The sequence below is a fragment of the Bradyrhizobium sp. USDA 4461 genome (assembly GCF_054055655.1).
The window spans coordinates 777065-794398 of sequence record NZ_JBSRXM010000001.1 but is presented as its reverse complement, the minus strand read 5'-3'; the positions used below and the strand labels follow the sequence as shown (position 1 = coordinate 794398).

At 63.4% G+C, this 17334-nt stretch carries 21 protein-coding genes and 1 tRNA gene; 13 read left to right on the top strand and 9 right to left on the bottom strand.

Features of this window, described 5'->3' with window-relative positions; translation table 11 throughout:
• The first annotated feature begins 254 nt into the window (after positions 1-254).
• The 3 genes from ACVINW_RS03790 to ACVINW_RS03780 are packed head-to-tail and all read left to right on the top strand — an operon-like array spanning position 255 to position 1624.
• The gene (locus tag ACVINW_RS03790) at positions 255-401 is read left to right on the top strand and encodes a hypothetical protein (RefSeq protein ID WP_456750073.1); all 147 of its coding nucleotides are present in this window, start codon (positions 255-257) and stop codon (positions 399-401) included.
• 37 nt (positions 402-438) lie between these two features.
• On the top strand, positions 439-1062 hold the full coding sequence (locus ACVINW_RS03785) for a PAS domain-containing protein (protein ID WP_456750072.1): 624 nt from the start codon (positions 439-441) through the stop codon (positions 1060-1062).
• 46 nt (positions 1063-1108) lie between these two features.
• On the top strand, positions 1109-1624 hold the full coding sequence (locus ACVINW_RS03780; protein WP_456750071.1) for a GAF domain-containing protein: 516 nt from the start codon (positions 1109-1111) through the stop codon (positions 1622-1624).
• A gap of 221 nt (positions 1625-1845) precedes the next feature.
• Here the strand turns inward: ACVINW_RS03780 and ACVINW_RS03775 are convergent, their stop codons facing one another.
• The gene (locus tag ACVINW_RS03775) at positions 1846-2256 is read right to left on the bottom strand and encodes a lysozyme inhibitor LprI family protein (protein WP_456750070.1); all 411 of its coding nucleotides are present in this window, start codon (positions 2254-2256) and stop codon (positions 1846-1848) included.
• A 206-nt stretch (positions 2257-2462) separates the two neighbouring features.
• Here ACVINW_RS03775 and ACVINW_RS03770 point away from each other — a divergent pair, with 206 nt between their 5' ends.
• The 6 genes from ACVINW_RS03770 to ACVINW_RS03745 all read left to right on the top strand — a co-directional run bounded on the left by ACVINW_RS03770 (position 2463) and on the right by ACVINW_RS03745 (position 7151).
• Complete coding sequence (locus ACVINW_RS03770; RefSeq protein ID WP_456750069.1) at positions 2463-3389, top strand: hypothetical protein; 927 nt, start codon at positions 2463-2465, stop codon at positions 3387-3389.
• 147 nt (positions 3390-3536) lie between these two features.
• Positions 3537-3842: a hypothetical protein gene (locus ACVINW_RS03765; RefSeq protein WP_456750068.1), complete on the top strand. Its 306-nt coding sequence runs from the start codon at positions 3537-3539 to the stop codon at positions 3840-3842.
• Between the two features lie 39 nt (positions 3843-3881).
• A complete protein-coding gene (locus tag ACVINW_RS03760) occupies positions 3882-4250 on the top strand; it encodes a hypothetical protein (protein WP_456750067.1) in 369 nt (122 codons plus the stop codon).
• 28 nt (positions 4251-4278) lie between these two features.
• On the top strand, positions 4279-4737 hold the full coding sequence (locus ACVINW_RS03755) for a hypothetical protein (RefSeq protein ID WP_456750066.1): 459 nt from the start codon (positions 4279-4281) through the stop codon (positions 4735-4737).
• 309 nt (positions 4738-5046) lie between these two features.
• A complete protein-coding gene (locus ACVINW_RS03750; protein WP_456756286.1) occupies positions 5047-6816 on the top strand; it encodes an adenylate/guanylate cyclase domain-containing protein in 1770 nt (589 codons plus the stop codon).
• 44 nt (positions 6817-6860) lie between these two features.
• The gene (locus tag ACVINW_RS03745) at positions 6861-7151 is read left to right on the top strand and encodes a DUF1330 domain-containing protein (RefSeq protein ID WP_456750065.1); all 291 of its coding nucleotides are present in this window, start codon (positions 6861-6863) and stop codon (positions 7149-7151) included.
• A gap of 103 nt (positions 7152-7254) precedes the next feature.
• Here the strand turns inward: ACVINW_RS03745 and rpoH are convergent, their stop codons facing one another.
• The gene (gene rpoH / locus ACVINW_RS03740) at positions 7255-8151 is read right to left on the bottom strand and encodes an RNA polymerase sigma factor RpoH (protein WP_139481257.1); all 897 of its coding nucleotides are present in this window, start codon (positions 8149-8151) and stop codon (positions 7255-7257) included.
• 216 nt (positions 8152-8367) lie between these two features.
• Complete coding sequence (locus ACVINW_RS03735; protein WP_456756285.1) at positions 8368-9348, bottom strand: RluA family pseudouridine synthase; 981 nt, start codon at positions 9346-9348, stop codon at positions 8368-8370.
• Positions 9349-9408: 60 nt separating this feature from the next.
• On the opposite strand from ACVINW_RS03735, the gene ACVINW_RS03730 reads away from it, so the two are divergent.
• Positions 9409-9744 (top strand): hypothetical protein, encoded by a 336-nt coding sequence (locus ACVINW_RS03730; protein ID WP_456756284.1) that lies wholly within the window; start codon positions 9409-9411, stop codon positions 9742-9744.
• Here ACVINW_RS03730 and ACVINW_RS03725 read toward each other — a convergent pair.
• Positions 9731-9925 carry a hypothetical protein gene (locus tag ACVINW_RS03725; RefSeq protein ID WP_456756603.1) on the bottom strand — a complete coding sequence of 65 codons (195 nt, stop codon included), beginning with the start codon at positions 9923-9925 and terminating at the stop codon, positions 9731-9733. The genes ACVINW_RS03730 and ACVINW_RS03725 overlap by 14 nt on opposite strands.
• On the opposite strand from ACVINW_RS03725, the gene ACVINW_RS03720 reads away from it, so the two are divergent.
• Both ACVINW_RS03720 and ACVINW_RS03715 read left to right on the top strand, forming a co-directional pair.
• The gene (locus ACVINW_RS03720; RefSeq protein ID WP_456750064.1) at positions 9897-10544 is read left to right on the top strand and encodes a QcrA and Rieske domain-containing protein; all 648 of its coding nucleotides are present in this window, start codon (positions 9897-9899) and stop codon (positions 10542-10544) included. The genes ACVINW_RS03725 and ACVINW_RS03720 overlap by 29 nt on opposite strands.
• A gap of 70 nt (positions 10545-10614) precedes the next feature.
• Complete coding sequence (locus ACVINW_RS03715; RefSeq protein WP_456750063.1) at positions 10615-12345, top strand: methanol/ethanol family PQQ-dependent dehydrogenase; 1731 nt, start codon at positions 10615-10617, stop codon at positions 12343-12345.
• 129 nt (positions 12346-12474) lie between these two features.
• On the opposite strand, the gene ACVINW_RS03710 is transcribed toward ACVINW_RS03715, so the two are convergent.
• The 3 genes from ACVINW_RS03710 to ACVINW_RS03700 are packed head-to-tail and all read right to left on the bottom strand — an operon-like array spanning position 12475 to position 15571.
• Positions 12475-12747: a hypothetical protein gene (locus tag ACVINW_RS03710; RefSeq protein WP_456750062.1), complete on the bottom strand. Its 273-nt coding sequence runs from the start codon at positions 12745-12747 to the stop codon at positions 12475-12477.
• 54 nt (positions 12748-12801) lie between these two features.
• Positions 12802-15117: a molybdopterin cofactor-binding domain-containing protein gene (locus tag ACVINW_RS03705; protein ID WP_456750061.1), complete on the bottom strand. Its 2316-nt coding sequence runs from the start codon at positions 15115-15117 to the stop codon at positions 12802-12804.
• A gap of 1 nt (position 15118) precedes the next feature.
• A complete protein-coding gene (locus ACVINW_RS03700; RefSeq protein WP_212011495.1) occupies positions 15119-15571 on the bottom strand; it encodes a (2Fe-2S)-binding protein in 453 nt (150 codons plus the stop codon).
• Between the two features lie 541 nt (positions 15572-16112).
• On the opposite strand from ACVINW_RS03700, the gene ACVINW_RS03695 reads away from it, so the two are divergent.
• Positions 16113-16187, top strand: a tRNA-Glu gene (locus ACVINW_RS03695).
• A gap of 58 nt (positions 16188-16245) precedes the next feature.
• Here ACVINW_RS03695 and ACVINW_RS03690 read toward each other — a convergent pair.
• Both ACVINW_RS03690 and ACVINW_RS03685 read right to left on the bottom strand, forming a co-directional pair.
• Positions 16246-16980, bottom strand: a complete 735-nt coding sequence (locus ACVINW_RS03690; RefSeq protein ID WP_456750060.1) for a hypothetical protein — start codon at positions 16978-16980, stop codon at positions 16246-16248.
• A 38-nt stretch (positions 16981-17018) separates the two neighbouring features.
• Positions 17019-17333, bottom strand: coding sequence for a hypothetical protein (locus ACVINW_RS03685; RefSeq protein ID WP_456750059.1), 315 nt, complete (start codon positions 17331-17333; stop codon positions 17019-17021).
• Position 17334: the final 1 nt, after the last annotated feature.

Genomic DNA, 17334 nt, shown 5'->3' with positions numbered 1-17334 from the left:
CTTCACCCATTATACGGACCAATGATGACCATTGTCCGAGAGTTCGACGGAATGGCGATGGACATAGTATCGAATGGGAAATCGAGACCGCAGATATTGGTCTATGCTGTTCTTGGCAGTTCCGGTGACAGGTCCGCTCCGGGATCGAACGAACTTGGAGCCACATATTCGACGCGCTGGATTCCACCATCCATGCAGAGCGCGATGCCGTAGCGGTGCGGTCAAGATTTGAAAAGCCGTTCGAGCCTACCTGCATGGCCAACGAATTCTCCAGCTACGTTGCGATGATTGAACTCGTCGGCTCGCTGGATCTGCATCTTCGAATGAGCGGTTCCGTGGCAAGTGAGAGCGGTAATTCTACGGTGCCGCCTTCGATGGTCGAAAAAAGCGATGTGGGCTAAAGTTGAGTTGGGGGCAGTCTGAGCGCACAGGTCGACCATGACGACTAAGCAACCGAACTTCCGTTCGCCGAAGGCATTGATGGCCGGCGCACAAGATGCATGGCATCGGCTATTCGAGCATTGCCCCGTCCCGATACTTTTGCTCACGCCCGACCTGAAGATTGTCAACGGCAATGATGCCTATCTGGGCGGCGTCTCTCGCTCGCGAGATACGCTTGCCGGTTTGGACATGTTCGATGCCTTCCCCGACAATCCACATCTGACACACGCGGACGGCGTTGCCAATCTGGCGGCGTCGTTTGGGAAGGTCCTTCAGGAGAAACGTGGGCAGGTCATGCCTCTCCAGAGATATGACATCCAGCCTGAGGGGCGACCGTGGCAGGTCCGCTATTGGCATCCCAAGAACTGGCCGGTGCTTGATGACGACGGCTCAATCGTCGCGGTGGTCCATCACGTCACCGATGCAACCACCTCTGTTCTGGCTAGAAAGTCCGAGAGAGCGGGTCCGCCTCCTGCTTCGTCAGAAGCCCTCTTGCAATCGGCCGACCAAGCCATTTTCGAAGCGCGCGAAACCGCGAGACAGACCCGCGAGGCGATCTTGGTGTCCCGCGCGCTGATCGAGGAAAGTTTGCCGTCTTCGATGCTCCGCGGCCCAAGCTAAAAGGCGCGGCCGAATTCGACGCGAGGTTTGGCTGAGGGCTTGATCGATGCATGACGTTTCCGAACTGCCGCTCCTGCAATCAGCGCTGAACGAGGCCTTGGCCATTACAGGTCAGGAGCTCGGCAACATTCAACTCATCGACTGGAAGATGGGTCACCTGGAGATCATGGCTCAGCAGGGCTTTACCGAAGAGTTTCTCGACTGCTTTCGTCGTGTAACGATCCGGGACGGGTGTGCGTGCGGTCGCGCTCTTTTCAATCGGCAGCCGGTCGTTATCCATGACGTCACGCTGGACCCACGATTTTTCCCGTTTCGGAATGTCGCTGAACGGGCCGGTTTCAAGGCTGTACAGTCAACCCCGCTTCTCACCAATTCTGGCGCTCTTGTCGGGGTCCTCTCGACACACGGCCCACATGCTCCGAGTGAAGAGCAACTGGGTTCGATCAGAAGCTTGGCCATACGAACAGCTCACAGCATACTTCGCGCGCGCGCCGAGAAATCCAGTTTTCCGGATTTGGACGGCTTTGCCATGCGTCGGCGGCTGCAAACGGTGCTTGCATAACCGCAAACGACGCCCGACTAACCGCGTCGAACGATCGGAACCGCTGCCCTTAGCCGACATGGCCAGGAGCGCCTCTTGACACCATGTCAAAAGCCAGCCGTAGGACGGGTGGAGCGCAGAGCAATACCCATCAATCTTCTGCTGCGAGGTGAGATGATGGGGATCGCGGAGTTATCACCGGGCCGCGCGCTGCGCGGACCCATCCGACAGATGCAGTCATCTCAGCGGCTGAGGCGCTTCCGATCAGCGTGCGTTGCCAGGGCGCGTTCCAATTCGCGGGTGCGTTTGGCGATGTCATCCAACTCGAAGCTCTGCGACGTCATGAAGGCCCCCGAGCCCGCATCAGGGTCGCTCGCGAGACGGCGGGTTTCGCTCAAGTGATGAGAGAGCCAGGCCTTCTGCTCTGCCTGCAGCCTCACGCGCGCTCCGCCGCTTTCTCGCTGCAGCAGCAGTTGGTAGGCAGCGTTCAGCCGGGCATCCCATTTGTCGATCTCGGCTTTACCGCAATCGAGCATCTTGCTCGAAACACCGTCCGAACGCTCAACGCATGCCGCCATCTCGTCGTCCGATTGCGCGTGGGCGCACGCAGCGATGAGCACGAGCAGGCCGGCAAGGCCATATTTGAAGGTCACGGGAGAGGGCGCCTATCGTTTAACGACGCGCGATGGCGCAATGATTTCGTGTCGCTTTTGCGGCGACGACGAAGTAGCCCGTTGGAGCCAACGGGTCCGCGCAGCGTGCGGCCGCGTAGCCCCATTGCATAGCGGCCAGAACTGCAGGAAGGCATTGCCCAGCTAGCGGTGGTCTTATACCATCGGCAAGGTCAAGGGGGGCAGCCTTGGAAAGAGACGAACTTGAGCGCCTGGCGGGCCGCCGGTTGCGGCTGAGCTTCGAGGAGATCGTAAACCATCCTCGGCTGCCGGAAGCGCGGCGCGCCTACATCGCGGCCTTTTGCGACTTGTACGAGGGTGATCCGTTCCTGGTTCGCCTGCTGCTCCAGGCCGGCCGATTCCTCGTTTTTCTGAGCGCAGCGGTGCTCGAAGCCGCACAGGATCCGGCCCGCCGCGAAACCTGGTTCACGGTCACCGCGCTGAAGCGGCAGCTCAATATGCACGGACACGCGAGTGACCGGCAGGTGGATCATCTGCTGGCACGGCTGTGCGAGGTCGGATTCATCTCGCAGAGCCGAGCGCCGGCCGACCGGCGTGTGCGACTGCTGGCGACCACGGACAAGCTGCGCTCGCATCATGCCGAGTGGCTTGCGACCCACTTCGTGCCGCTTGCCAAATTGTACCCCGATCACGACTACAGCCCGGTTCTGTCCCGAAATCAGGCCTTCAATGTCACCCACTGCCGCGTCGGCCTGCCGTTCTTTCCGGTCTCCGTTCGCCTCATGATGACGCTACCGGATACGATGCTGTTCTTTTCCCATGCCGCGGGGCCGCTGATTCAAAATGCGGTCCTGAAGGCTGCCATGGATGCGGGCGATCCGACCGCGGCCATCCCCTACATGGATGTGGCGGAGCGCTTCGGCGTTTCACGAACTCATATCCGCAACCTGATGAACGCCGCGCAGGCGGCCGGTCTCGTCAGGATCCTTGGGCGCGGCGGGCGGAGCATCGAGATCACGCCGCGCCACTGGGTGAGCTACGATCGTGGCCTTGCAGTTGGAATGTACCTGCACGACGCGGTCAACCTCGTCGCGATGCGCGATTGGACCGAGACCCAGCGCCGCTCCGCCGCTCGCCTGTTGACCGTGGGGTGACTCTGTTCGCAGCTTTTCCCGGTGCCTTCGATAGGCGCAAAGTTTTCCGACTGCGTCTCGCTCGGAAAGGCTAGATTTATCTGCGGTCCGACCTTGCCCCCATGGGCCCGTTTATTTTTCAGTTTCATTGCTTGAGGAATTTTTTTGATGACCGAAATCGATAGCGGCGTGCACGGCTCCACTGCGGGGCCGCTCCGTTCGCTTGTATACGCCTTGTTTATTGCGATCATGGCCGCTTTTGGCCTGTACGCCGTCTTCGTCGCAGGTCCTGCCATGCGCGCCGCCGCACACGACGACCTCGTGAGGAGGGTTGCTGACGAAGATCGCCAATTCTGCGGAAAGTTCGGAATCGGCGCGGGCACAGACACGTTCGCTGCATGCAGGGGAGAGCTGTCGATTGTCCGGCAACGGCAGGTCGATCGCGACAACGCCGCCGCCCAAGGTCTGCTTTAGCGCTTCAACCTCGATATTTCTTCCGCAAAGGATTTGTCTATGGTCAAACGTTCGATGTTTGGATTGGGAGTTGCCGCGATCTGGATCGGTTCGGCCTCGGCGCAGGAGGCTCCTCCCTCCTATCAGGCCGATCCGATGGTCTATAAGGTCATCTTCGAAGATCAAAGCTTTCGTGTAATCGCGGCGACCTGGAAGAAAGGCACAACGGACAAGCCGCATTCGCACCCGCTTCCTTTCGTGGTCTACGCGCTCGATGATTGCGCCGTGCGGGTCCACAATCCGGACGGCACGACGCGCGAACTGAAGAACAAGGCCGGAGCGGCCAGCGCGGGGCCCATCACTGCCTCGCATACGGCTGAAAACGTCGGCGACACGGACTGTCGAGCGCTTCTGGTGGAGCGAAAGTAATCCGGCCATGAGACACTGGACTTGCATCATGCGTTACCGGATCGCTCCGATCGTCATCACCCTGGCTGCATTGCTTGGCGCAATCGCGTCGCCGGCACGGGCCGACGAAACGACCGATACACGAGAGCCCGTGCAGCGAACCGACATCGAGAAAGCCTTCGTGCTGGAGCAAATGCGGCTGTTCCTGGCCTCCATCGTGGAGGTCGAGGAAGGGCTTGGCTCGGGCGATCTGGATCTGGTCGCGCGTGAAGCAGCGGCGCGCGGTCGCAAGGCCAATGCCGCGCTGGTCCGGCCGGCGACCCTGGCCGCCAAGGAAAGCGACGCCTGGAAGGCGATGATCGGCTCGGTCCGGAGCGGCTTTGACCAGATCGCTGAGCAGGCGGCTGCGCGCGCGCCGGCGGCAAAAATCAACAAGACGCTTGCCGACACGATGAGGAATTGCGTTGCCTGCCATCAAGCCTATCGCATTTCCGCGGAAGCGCGTTAGGCTCGGCGGTTGAGATCGACTTGTTGTCCATAGCCGGCTTCGGCGGGGCAATGTCCCTCGGTTGGGACATCGGCACGAAGCGTGGCGGCATCTGCGTGCCGGGCGCGGCGTCCTGCGCCGCGCGGTACTGCCGGTTGCCTCGCCGATCGCAGCGCTTCTGACCGCCGGGGGTTGGATCGCTCCCTTCCGAGATGCGGTGCTGAAGCGGTCCTGATCGTCGTATGAACGGGCTCACACGCCCGAAAGGTCGGCCGCGGTATTTTGCAATCCGGTACCTCCGTATATGCTGGCGGGAGCCTTCCCGGAGTGATGCTGTTGGCAGAACGCCTCGATCGGAGATTGTCGGCAATTCTGGCCGCGGACGTGGCCGGCTATAGCCGCCTGATGGGCGCCGACGAAGAGGGGACGCTGGTGCAGTTGCGCGGGCATCGCAACGGCGTCGTCGAGCCCAAGATCACCGAGCACCGCGGCAGGCTGGTCAAGACCACTGGAGATGGCATGCTGGCGGAGTTTGCCAGCGCCGTGGACGCCGTGCGCTGCGCGGTCGACATCCAGCTCGCAACGGCGAGCGCCAATCTCAGTGTCGCCAGTTCTAAACGTGTCGAATTTCGCATCGGCGTGCACGTCGGCGATATCATTTCCGAGGACGGCGACATTTTCGGCGATGGCGTCAACATCGCCGCGCGTCTGGAGGGTCTTGCCGATCCCGGCGGCATCTGCGTCTCAGCGAGGGTGCAGGAGGACGTCGACGGGCGGCTCGACGTCACGTTCCGCGACGGCGGCGAGCAACAACTCAAGAATATCGCGCGTCCAATTCGGGTCTACCGCATCCAGTTTGGCCGGGCCGAGACGGCCGCGGCGCCCGCACCCATGCTGGCGTTGCCGGGCAAGCCATCTGTGGTGGTGCTTCCGTTCCAGAACATGAGCCCGGATCCCGATCAGGACTACTTCGCCGACGGGATGGTGGAAGACATCATCATGGCGTTGTCGCGCTTCAGCAGCCTGTTCGTGATCTCGCGCAATTCCTCCTTCACCTACAAGGGCCGTGCGGTTGACGTGAAGCAGATCGGACGCGAACTCGGCGTCCGCTATGTGCTCGAGGGCAGTGTGCGCAAGGCGGGACAACGCGTGCGGATCTCCGGCCAACTCGTGGACGCGATCACCGGCACTCACCTTTGGGTCGACCGTTTCGAAGGTACGCTGGAAGATGTGTTCGACCTCCAGGACAAGGTGACGTCCCGCGTGGCCGGTGCGCTCGTTCCGACCATCCGCCATGCCGAGATCGAACGCGCCAAGCACCGGCCGACCGAAAGCACCGATGCACACATGACCTATATGCGCGGCATCGGCTCTCTCTATCAATGGACCAAGGCCGGTATTGAAGAAGCGCTGAAGCTGTTCCATGAGGCGATGAGGATCGATCCGGACTTCAGCATGCCCTACGGCATGGCGGCAGTCAGCTATGTCACGCTGCGGTCCACCGGATGGGTGGGCGACCTTGCCTCGCTCGTGCCAAGGGTGCACGAGCTCGTTGCGCGGGCGCCCGAGGTCGGCCGGGATGATGCCTTCACCCTGGGATCCTGCGGCTTTGCCGCAGCCAACATCCTGGGCGATCTCGACACCGGTGCGGCGCTGCTTGATCGCGCCTTGGCTATGAACGTAAATCACGCGCTGATGTGGGCGCAAAGCGCGTACGTGTGCGCTTGGCGTGGCGAACCGGAACTGGCGCTGGCTCACACCGAACGCGCGCGTCGCCTCAGCCCGGTGGATCCGCAGACCTTCACGATCGACGGCGCGGCGGCGCTGGCCCATTTCATCGCTGGCCGGGATGAAGAGGCACTGGCCGTCGCCGAGATGGCCCTGCGACAGAACCCGTTCTTCTCGCCGGCGACACGCATCGCGCTGGCAAGCGCCGCGCTGCTGAACCGGACCGAGCTGACCAAGAAATACCTCGCCCAACTCAAGCTGCTTGACCCGAATCTCTCACTCTCGAATCTGGACACCCGTGTCGGCGTGCGGCGACCGGAAGATATCGCGCGCTTCGGCGCGGGCCTGCGCAAGGCGGGCTTGCCGGAGTAGACAGGGCAGAGATGGCTTTCAACTCAAATGGATCGAGGAATGCAATGGCGGCTTATGTCATCTTCGACGTGGATATTCGTGAGCCCAGGCAATACCAGGAATTCATGTCTGGCGTGAAGCCGGCCCTGGAAGCGGCCGGCGCCAAATATCTTGCGCGGGGCGGAGCTCACAAAGTCTACGAAGGAGATTGGGAGCCGCGTAGGATTGTGCTGTTGGAATTCCCGTCGGTCGCGGCCTGGGAGTCGTTTTACAACGGCGCAACGTATCAAGGACTGAAGCGCCTGAGAGAGGGTTGCAGCTCGGCGCGTTTGGTCAGCGTGGAGGGCCTCGGCTGACGGCTCCGCCATGGGGTTGGGGTGTGCGCACCGAGCACCGCCTTGCAAAAACAAAAAAGCCGGCGTTGCCGCCGGCTTTCGTGTCTGTTGGCTCGCCGCGCGCTTAATGCGCGGCTTCGAGCGCTGCTTCCTGCCGGGCGATCGTACCCTTGACGGCCGACTGCACCTTTTCGAAGGCGCGGACCTCGATCTGCCGCACGCGCTCGCGTGACACGCCGAACTCGGCGGCGAGGTCTTCCAGCGTCATCGGCTCATCCGCCAGGCGCCGCGCCTCGAAGATGCGGCGTTCGCGCGGGTTGAGCACGCCGATCGCACCGTTGAGGGCCTGGCGGCGATGATCGAACTCCTCGCTCTCGGCCATCATGGCTTCGGCGTTAGGCGAGTTGTCGACCAGCCAGTCCTGCCATTCGCCGGCTTCGCCGTCGTCGCGGATCGGGGCGTTGAGCGACGCGTCGCCGCCGAGGCGGCGGTTCATGTCGACCACGTCCTGATCTGTCACGCCGAGGCGCTTGGCGATCAGCTTGACCTGGTCGGGGTGGAGATCACCCTCTTCCAGGGCCGAGATCTTGCTCTTCGCCTTGCGCAGGTTGAAGAACAGCTTCTTCTGGTTCGCGGTGGTGCCCATCTTCACGAGCGACCAGGAACGCAGGATGTACTCTTGTATTGACGCCTTGATCCACCACATGGCGTAAGTGGCGAGACGGAAGCCCTTCTCGGGCTCGAATCGCTTCACCGCCTGCATCAGGCCGACATTGCCTTCCGAGACGACCTCGGAGATCGGCAAGCCGTAGCCGCGATAGCCCATGGCGATCTTGGCCACGAGCCTGAGATGGCTGGTGACGAGTTTATGCGCCGCGTCGCGATCGTCATGCTCGCGCCAACGCTTGGCGAGCATGTACTCCTGCTGGGGCTCCAGCATGGGGAACTTGCGGATCTCGGCGAGGTAACGTGAGAGGCCAGATTCTCCATTGAGAACCGGCAACGTAGCTGTACGGGCCATTCGAGCGCCCTCCAGTGGTTCAGGCCCCCGATAGCGGCGGGCCCGGCAGGTGGCCGCTGGGTTAAAGCCGGCCATGCTGCGATGTTCCGCGCTGGATATTCAGCGCAGGTGCAACATACACCAAACGGTCCGTGATAGGGAAGGATTGCTGACGTCACGTCCCCGTGTGGCAGCTATAACCTGTTGTCATGACGAGCTTTTTCTGGGAGGGGTGCGTCATACCGCCGCTGCCAGCGCCCGTTGCAGGAGAAGCAAATCCTCCGGCAGAGGCGCTTCCCAGTGCAAAAGTTCCCCGGTGCGGGGGTGTTCCAAAGCCAGCAGATAGGCGTGCAGCGCCTGCCGGTCGAGGGCGGTAAGTGCGTCCTTACCTTCCGGCCCGAGATGGCCGGCCTTGGTCTTGAAATGCGGGCCGTAGACGCTGTCTCCCAGCAGGGGATGGCCGAGATGGGCGAGGTGGACCCTGATCTGATGGGTCCGCCCGGTCTCGAGCCGGCAGGCCAGGAGCGAGGCGACCGGCTTGCCATCGCGGCCGGCAAAGCTCGAGAGCACCTCGAAATGGGTGATCGCCTCGCGGCCGCCCTGGCGCACCGCCATCTTCTCGCGGGCGTGCGGGTGGCGGTCGATCGGCGCGTCGATGGTGCCGTGCGGCCGGTTCGGCACGCCCCAGGCGAACGCCATGTAGCCGCGTTCCATCGGGCCGGTGCGGCCATGGTCGGCGAATTGCGCGGTCAGTGACTGATGGGCGTGGTCGTTCTTGGCCACCACCATCAGGCCGGTGGTGTCCTTGTCGAGGCGGTGCACGATGCCCGGCCGCTTGACCCCGCCGATGCCGGACAGGCTGGTGCCGCAATGCGCGATCAGCGCATTGACCAGCGTTCCGGTGGCGTGGCCGGCGGCGGGATGCACCACCAGGCCCCTCGGCTTGTCGATGACGATGATGTCGTCGTCCTCGAACACGATATCGAGCGCGATGTCCTCGCCCTTCGGCTCGGCGGGTGCGGCCTCCGGGACGTCGATTATGATCGTATCGCCCCTGATGACATGATAAGCGGGGTCGCGGACGACGGCGTCCTTGACGGTCACGGAACCGGCGAGGATCAGCGCCTTCAGCCGGGACCGCGACAGCTCCGGAGTGCGCTGTGCGAGCACGCGGTCGAGCCGGGCCGAGCCCTCGTCGCCGGCGACGATGACCTCCAGCTTCCGACCGCCATTCGAAGAGACCTGCTGCGACGTAACTTGCAAAGATAGAGCCTTGTGATGACCGACACCGCTGTGACCGAACCGACCCCCGACCAGGCCGCGCTGATCGCGCGGGTGCGGCGCATGATGCTGATCGCGGGCCTGACCTCGGCATTGGCCGTGGCCGTCGTGTTGATCGCCATCGGCTACCGCCTTTATCGCAGCGAGGGAAGCCCTGTTTCGGTCTCCGATGTCACTGCTGCGCTGCCGAAGGGCGCCCGCATCGTCGCAACCGGCGTCGCCGGCGAGCGTTTGATGGTCACACTCGATATAGGCGGTGCAACAGAGATCCGCACATTTGATGCAAAGACGCTGAAACCTGCCGGCAGGCTGAGCTTCGTCAACGAGCCCTGACGCTCGCAATCGCGAAGCCGCGGCGCTTCGATCGACCAAAGGCTGCAACCAAAAGCTGCAAATCATTCGCTGCATATTTTTTGCGCCTGCGTTCGCGCATCGAGAAGGTGTGCCGCCATCTTTTCGGCCGAGTTGCACGTTCAGCTTGCGCCATGCCGCGATCCAACTCCAACGCTTCCATCGAACAATCCGGTGAATCCGATGCAGCAGGGGCGTGCACCGACCCGACACGCCGTGCGCTGTTGACCGCGCTTGCGGGCTGCGCCTGTCTCGCCGCGATCGAGCCCGCAGCCGCCGACGATGACGAACAGCCCGGCGCCAGTGAGCGGCCGCAAAAGGCCGACGTCCTGGTGCGCGCCGAAGGCGACAAGGCCGGAGAGGTCATCAAGTCGGATGATCTGAAGCTCGGCGGACCACCGCTTCGTGCCTGGCCGCAGGATCCGAAGACCAACGTCATCCGCAAGGGTTCGCGGCTCAACGAGGTCGTGCTAGTCAAGCTCGATCCAAACGAGCTCGACGATGCCACGCGCGCCCACGCAGCCGACGGCATCGTCTGCTACTCGGTCATCTGCTCGCATGCCGGATGTCCGATCACCGCCTGGGTGAAGCAGGATCAAGGCGACAAGAACGTTCTGAAATGCCTCTGTCACAACTCCGAATACGATCCGCGGCAGAATGCGCAGGTCGTGTTCGGGCCGGCGCCACGTCGCCTCGCGGCATTGCCGCTGACGGTGGCCGACGGCGCGATCACGGTCGCAGCGCCATTCGTCGGGAAGGTGGGTGCTCAGCAAGGAGGATGAGGCCGCACCGGGACTTCTGCATGACCTAAACAAAACTGAAAAATAAAACAGAGCAGGGAGGTAGCATCTGATGACAAGCAAGCAGTGGTTACTGTCGAGTTGTGTCGCATTCACGTGCCTGATGTCGACCTACGCCGTCGCGGGGCCGATCGAAAACTACAGTTCGGTGACGTCAGCGCGTCTGGAAAATCCCGAACCCGGCAACTGGATGCTCTATCGCCGGACCTATGACGGACAGGGCTTCAGTCCGCTCACTGAGATCAACACGTCCAACGTCAAGGACCTCAAGCCGGCCTGGACCTTCTCGACCGGCGTGATCGAGGGCCACGAGGCGCCGCCGATCGTCAACAACGGCGTGATGTTCGTCGCGACTCCGATGGGGCAGGTGATCGCCCTTAATGCCAAGACTGGTGAAGAGTACTGGCGCTACAAGCGGCAGCTGCCCGACGATCTGTTCCAGCTGCATCCGACCAGCCGCGGCGTCGGCCTGTGGGAGGACAAGCTCTATCTCGCGACGACCGACGACCACGTCGTCGCGCTCGACGCCAAGACCGGCAAGGTGGTCTGGGACACCAAGGTCCAGGACTACAAGAAGGGTCAGTACATGACGCTGATGCCGTTGATCGTCGACGGCAAGGTGATCGTCGGCGGCTCCGGCGGTGAGTTCGGCGTGCGCGGCTATGTGGTCGGCTTCGATGCCAACAGCGGCAAGGAGCTGTGGCGCACCTTCACCATCCCCGGCGAAGGCGAGCCCGGGCACGAGACCTGGAGCGGCGACGACTGGAAGTCGGGCGGCGGCTCCGCCTGGATGACCGGCACCTACGACAAGGACACCAAGACGGTCTATTGGGGCGTCGGCAACGCCGCGCCGTGGCCCGGCTCGATGCATCCCGGCGACAACCTCTACACCAGCTCGGTGCTGGCGCTCGACCCCGACAGCGGCAAGATCAAGACCCACTTCCAGTATCACCAGAACGATTCCTGGGACTGGGACGAGGTCGATGCACCGATGCTGATCGACATGCAGCGCGACGGGCGATCGTTCAAGAGCCTGGTGCATCCCGGGCGCGACGCGATCTTCTGGGTGCTGGAGCGCAAGCCGGACAAGATCAACTATGTCGCCGGCTGGCCGTTCGTGAAGACCAATGTCTGGAAGGGTGTCGAGGCCGAGACCGGCCGGCCGATCCTCGATCCCGACCACAAGCCGGTGCTCGGCAAGCGGGTCGAGTTCTGCCCGTCGCTGTGGGGCGGCAAGGACTGGCCGTCGGCGGCCTATAGCCCGAACACCAAGCTGGTCTATGTCCCCGCCAACGAGAACTTCTGCGGCGGCTTCACCGGCGAGAAGCAGCCCCTGGTTCCCGGCCAGCTCTGGCTCGGCACCAAGCCGGAGGACATCGGCCTGATCCCGGCGCCGAATGCCGATCATTTCGGCGAGTTGCAGGCGTGGGATCCGGCCACCGGCAAGAAGGTCTGGCAGCACGACTACAAGACCTCGCAGCTGTTCGGCGCGGTGACCGCGACCGCGGGCGATCTGGTTCTCTCCGGCGGCACCAACGACCGCGCCTTCCGCATCTTCAACGCCAAGACCGGCGAGCTGTTGTGGGAGCAGAAGACCAACTCCGGCATCATGGCGATGCCGATATCCTATGAAGTCGACGGCAAGCAATACATCGCAGTCCAGTCGGGCTGGGGTGTCGACGCGCAGCGCATCCAGGACGCGCTCGCCGGCAAGGTTGCGGGCTTCGAGAACAACGTCCCGCAAGGCGGCGTGATCTGGGTATTCGCGCTCGACAAGAAGTAGGCGCGCGAAGAGAGCTTCGGTTCTGATCAGGTCAGAGCCGGAGCTCGAGAGCGCTTTCAACCGACAGGGGGCGATGCGATCGGGAAGCGGCGGCTGGGGAGACCGCCGCTTCCCGGTCCGCGCTTTGCGTTATTTACCCTCTCGCTCGACCTTGCTTTTCGCGTCCTGGTTCATCTGCTTGATCTTGGGATCCTTGCTGGCCTCGCCGGTGGTTTGGTCAGCGGTCGATGGCGGGCCGTTGCTCGGCTCCGACGTCTGGTCGGGCAGCACCCTGGCCGGCCGCGTCGCAGTTGCGGGCGGTGGCGAAGTGGTTTGCGCAAGTGCGGTTTGTGCCGCAAAAACAATGACGCCCGCGGACAGGATGGCCGCGAGCGTCCCGAATGGTTGAGGTGGGGTTCTCATCGATCTGCTCCAGTGGACCGATGAGAACGACCCGTCCCGCCTAACGTTCCAGCCTCAAATCTCCAGCTGCTTGCCGATCGGCAGCGCGCGGATGCGCTTGCCGGTGGCGGCAAAGATCGCGTTGATCAACGCTGGCGCAAACGGCGGCACGCCGGGTTCGCCGACGCCGCTGGGTGGTGTATCCGCGCCGGGCGGCACGATGTAGACGTTGGTGATTGCAGGCGACTCGTCGATCCGGATCACCGGGAAGTCGTCGAAATTGCTCTGCTGCACCTTGCCGTCCTTGAAGCTGATCTCGCCGTATTTGGCGAGGCTCAGCCCCATGATCGCAGCACCCTCGATCTGCGAGTGGATCCGTTCCGGATTGACGTAGGTGCCGCAATCGATCGCGGTGTCGACCCGTGGCACCGTGAGCTTGCCCTTGTCGTCGACCGCCACCTCGACGATGGTCGCGATGTAGCTGACGAACGAGCGATGCACCGCGATGCCGAGACCGTGGCCCTTCGGCACCGTGCGTCCCCACTCGCCCTTTTCGGCGACCAGCTCGACCACCTTGCGCAGCCGCGCGGTGTCGATCGGGTAGCTGTCATAGGGCTCGCCGTAGTTCCAGGGATCCTTCACCGAAGACAGGTTGACGATCCGGGGCGATCCGATCAGCTCCAGCAGCATGTCCTTCTGGTCGCGGTTCGTCGCATGCGCGATTTCCCCGACCATGGATTGCACCGCGAAGGCGCGCGGGATGTTGGAGACCGAGCGGAACCAGCCGATCCGCGTGAACGCGGCCGCTTCCGGATTTTCGCACTGCAGATTGGCGATCTCGAACGGGTTGTCGATCAACCCCATGCCGAGCTCGAATGGCGCCTCGTGGTTGGCGCCGGCGGCGAAGGTCGAGGCGATGGTCGGCGCCACGCTGCGGTGCCGCCACGCAATCACCTTGCCGCTCTTGTCGAGGCCGGCCTCGATCCGCTCCACCGATACCGTGTGCAGGAAGTCGTGATGGACGTCGTCCTCACGGGTCCACTGCACCTTGACCGGCGCGCCGAGTTCCTTCGACAGCAACGCCGCCTCCAGCGCGAAGTCGCATTTCGACTTGCGGCCGAAGCCGCCACCGAGCAGCGTCACGTTGACGGTGACATTGTCCTCGGGAATCCCGAGCGTCTTGGCGACATCCTCGCGGGTGCCGCCGGGGCTCTGTACGGGCGCCCAGATCTCGGCCTTGTCGCCCGTCACATTGGCCACCGCGACCGGCGGCTCCATGCTGACATGGGCGAGATGCGGCAGGTAGTATTCGCCGACAATGACCTTGTCGGCGCTCTTCAGCGCCGCATCGACGTCGCCCTCCTTGCGCACCACGAGGCCAGGCTTGCGCGCGGCCTCTTCGAGCGACGCACGATAGGTGACGGAGTCGTATTTGGCGTTGGCGCCGTCATCCCAGACGATCTTCAGCGCATCGCGGCCCTTGATCGCGGCGCCGGTGTTGCGTGCGATCACGGCGACGCCGCCGAGCGGCTGGAACTTGGACGGCCACGGCCAGCCCTTGACCTCCATCACCTTCTCGACGCCGGGCACCTTCAGCGCGTCGGCGTCATCGAACGACTTGACCTTGCCGCCGGTGACCGGCGGGCGGGCGATGACAGCGTATTTCATGCCGGGCAGGCGGGTGTCGGCGCCGTAATGCGCCTTGCCGGTGGTGATGTCGTGCAGATCGACGATCGAGACCTGGCCCTTGCCGAGATAGCGGAAGTCCTTCGGGTCCTTCAGCTTGAGGCCCTCGATGCTCGGCACCGATTCCTTGGCGGCGTCGGCCGCGAGATCGCCGAAGCCGATCTTTCGCCCGCTCGCGCTGTGCACGACTTCGTGGTTCTGCGCCTTCACCTCGGTCGCCGGCACGCCCCATTTCTTGGCGGCGGCGGCTTCCAGCATGGTGCGCGCCGAGGCGCCGATCTGGCGCATCGGAATCAGATAGTGCCGCGTCGAGCGCGAGCCGTCGGTGTCCTGGTTGCCGAACTTGACCTCGTCGCCATGCGCCTGCTGGACATGGACGCGCGACCAGTCGGCCTCCATCTCCTCGGCGACGATCAAGGGCAGGCTGGTGCGGACGCCGGTTCCCATCTCGGAGCGATGCGCCAGGATGGTGACGGTGCCGTCGGGCGCGATCGCGACGAACACGCGCGGATCGACCACGACGCCATGCGGCATCTTGCCGGCGCCGGTCTCATAGGCGAACGCCTGGCGCGTCATCACTGGCGCGGCGAGCACGAACGAGCCCGCGATGCCGAGCCCTTTGAGGATGCTGCGGCGCGAGAGGTTCTCGACCTTCGCGTGCTTCTCGAAGCCGCGAAGCTTTCCCGGATTGGTGCGGATATTCATGTCACACCCCCGTCGATGCGAGATGCACGGCATTCTCGATCCGCTGATAGCAGCCGCAGCGGCAGATATTGCCCGACATGGCTTCGCGGATCTGGTCGTGGCTCGGCTTCGGGTTCTGGTCGAGCAGCGCGGCCGCCTGCATGATCTGGCCGGCCTGGCAGTAGCCGCATTGCGGCACGTTGACCTGGCGCCACGCCTTCTGCACCGGATGGTCGCCGGACGGATGCAGGCCCTCGATCGTGGTGACCTCGCGGCCGACCACGTCGGACACCGCGGTGATGCAGGCGCGCACCGCCTCCTTGTCGACGATCACGGTGCAGGCGCCGCACAGCGCCTGGCCGCAGCCGAACTTGGTGCCGGTCAGGCCGGCTTCGTCACGGAGATACCATAGCAGCGAAAGGTTCGGGTCGCCGTCCCAATTCTGTTCCTGGCCGTTGATTTTTAGTTTGATCATGGTCTGTCCTCGCTCTTCTTTAAGCTATTGACCGGTGCGGCGCGGGGCGCGGAACGTCTTCCATCGCCAGCGTCCGCTGATGTCTGTTGTTGCCAAGATGTTGGTGAGCCAAACGGTCGTGCCTGCGGGCCTGCGCTTTGTTCCAAGCACTCCTCTCGCTTGTCCGGCGCCGTGCAGGCGCAGCATGGTGAAGGGCTGCGATGTTAGCAGAGGCGGGCGACGGGTGACTTCACAGCCAGGTGTTTTGCATTTCCATTTGGCGAAAGCAGGGCCGTGCACGATGCAGAGATGACATCCAAGGGTGGTCCATCAAGGGTGGTCATCAAAGGTGGTCATCATGCAATCAGCGCGGGCGGCACCGCTGGCCCGCGCCGATGTGACACGTGCGACCTTCGAGGAGCGCGCGCAGGAAGCGTTCCCGGGCCCATCCGTGCCGAAACCGCGGGCACGGCATGGTAAGCATGGATGACAAAATCCCCGCCGCAATGCACAAGCCACCTTGCGGCGGGGCGATTTCAAGGCTATTGCCTTGCCTCTCAACGCTCCCTTCGTCTAGCGGTTAGGACGCGGCCCTCTCAAGGCTGAAACAGGGGTTCGATTCCCCTAGGGAGCGCCATGCCGGCCAAGACCGTGCCGGCTTTGGCAAGATGGCCGCGAATGCGTTCGATCCGGGGTCAGGCCTCGTCGCCAAGATCCTGATTGCCAGGATCGAAATAGACCACTTTATCCATGACGCCGCCCGCGAGCGCTACCTTGTAGACGGCTTCGGCAAAGCGCCTGTCGTCCGCTGCCCGGCCCGGATTGCCATCGCCGATGCGCTGCGGCAGCAGCATGGAGACCGGCTTGAGCATTCCGATCTCGAACGGGACCAGGACGCCGGCGGTCATCGAGAACGGCCCGGGCGTGAGCAGCCTCGTGGCAAACAATTCTCCATCTTCCATCGAACTCTCGATCCCGATGTCGAGCAGCCACACTTTCGTGTTGCGGAGGATGTCGGTGGCGATCACGCCTATCGCATCGTGGCGCTGCTCGATCAGCAGGATCGCGAACTGCGACCTTCGCATGGCATCCAGCACCAACTCTTGGTCGGACTGCGCCTCGAACCTCGCCGACTTGGCGTAGCGGTCGATCGCCCGCGAACGACCCCGCGGGGCGGTGTAGATCGCAAGGTCGTAGACATAGTACATTTCGTCGATGTCTTCGAGCAGCAGCGTCTTTCCCCGCGCCAATCCGAGCCTGCGGGCCTGATTGAGCAGCGCGTCGCCGGACAGGGATTTGAGAGCCTCCTCGTGAAGGTCCTTGGAGATGTCCCGCAGCTGCAGGTAGCGGGCGAGGAGGTCCTCGGACGTCGAAGGCATCTCGCCGCCCGGGGCGAAGCGCGACTGCTGTTGGGCGAGGGGAAGGGCCATGAAACTCTCTCGAATTGGGCCGCCAGCCTTTCGTATCGTTACCGCTGCGGCTTGATTCGCGAAACCGCGATCTCCATCATCGGCGAACCGATCCGCCCGGTCGAGACGGGCGGCCCGAATCCTGCGTCGATTGGTGTGCCGAGAATTGCAATGAGCCGGAAGAATCGGGTTCCCCTCGCCGATCGTGTCGCGAGGGCGGCGGAAGCGCGCTTGCCGCCGAGCAGCTTGTCAGCGCCGTCGATATTCTGGTCCGGATCGGCTGGCTTGATCCCGGCGCGGTCGAGCGCTGGCGCCGCGGGCAGATCGATTGCCTGGAGGAGGCGATTCAGCTCGATCCGTCGCGCATCGCGCAAG

Excerpts from the sequence above, each read along its gene's own strand:
- ACVINW_RS03725 (WP_456756603.1), bottom strand. The coding sequence starts at position 9,925 with ATGGAAGCGTTGGAGTTGGATCGCGGCATGGCGCAAGCTGAACGTGCA.
- ACVINW_RS03720 (WP_456750064.1), top strand. The coding sequence starts at position 9,897 with ATGCCGCGATCCAACTCCAACGCTTCCATCGAACAATCCGGTGAATCC.
- ACVINW_RS03760 (WP_456750067.1), top strand. The coding sequence starts at position 3,882 with ATGGTCAAACGTTCGATGTTTGGATTGGGAGTTGCCGCGATCTGGATC.
- ACVINW_RS03745 (WP_456750065.1), top strand. The coding sequence starts at position 6,861 with ATGGCGGCTTATGTCATCTTCGACGTGGATATTCGTGAGCCCAGGCAA.
- ACVINW_RS03790 (WP_456750073.1), top strand. The coding sequence starts at position 255 with ATGGCCAACGAATTCTCCAGCTACGTTGCGATGATTGAACTCGTCGGC.
- ACVINW_RS03785 (WP_456750072.1), top strand. The coding sequence starts at position 439 with ATGACGACTAAGCAACCGAACTTCCGTTCGCCGAAGGCATTGATGGCC.
- ACVINW_RS03690 (WP_456750060.1), bottom strand. The coding sequence starts at position 16,980 with ATGGCCCTTCCCCTCGCCCAACAGCAGTCGCGCTTCGCCCCGGGCGGC.
- ACVINW_RS03715 (WP_456750063.1), top strand. The coding sequence starts at position 10,615 with ATGACAAGCAAGCAGTGGTTACTGTCGAGTTGTGTCGCATTCACGTGC.
- ACVINW_RS03750 (WP_456756286.1), top strand. The coding sequence starts at position 5,047 with ATGCTGTTGGCAGAACGCCTCGATCGGAGATTGTCGGCAATTCTGGCC.
- ACVINW_RS03755 (WP_456750066.1), top strand. The coding sequence starts at position 4,279 with ATGCGTTACCGGATCGCTCCGATCGTCATCACCCTGGCTGCATTGCTT.
- ACVINW_RS03700 (WP_212011495.1), bottom strand. The coding sequence starts at position 15,571 with ATGATCAAACTAAAAATCAACGGCCAGGAACAGAATTGGGACGGCGAC.
- ACVINW_RS03705 (WP_456750061.1), bottom strand. The coding sequence starts at position 15,117 with ATGAATATCCGCACCAATCCGGGAAAGCTTCGCGGCTTCGAGAAGCAC.
- ACVINW_RS03710 (WP_456750062.1), bottom strand. The coding sequence starts at position 12,747 with ATGAGAACCCCACCTCAACCATTCGGGACGCTCGCGGCCATCCTGTCC.
- rpoH (WP_139481257.1), bottom strand. The coding sequence starts at position 8,151 with ATGGCCCGTACAGCTACGTTGCCGGTTCTCAATGGAGAATCTGGCCTC.
- ACVINW_RS03730 (WP_456756284.1), top strand. The coding sequence starts at position 9,409 with ATGACCGACACCGCTGTGACCGAACCGACCCCCGACCAGGCCGCGCTG.
- ACVINW_RS03765 (WP_456750068.1), top strand. The coding sequence starts at position 3,537 with ATGACCGAAATCGATAGCGGCGTGCACGGCTCCACTGCGGGGCCGCTC.
- ACVINW_RS03780 (WP_456750071.1), top strand. The coding sequence starts at position 1,109 with ATGCATGACGTTTCCGAACTGCCGCTCCTGCAATCAGCGCTGAACGAG.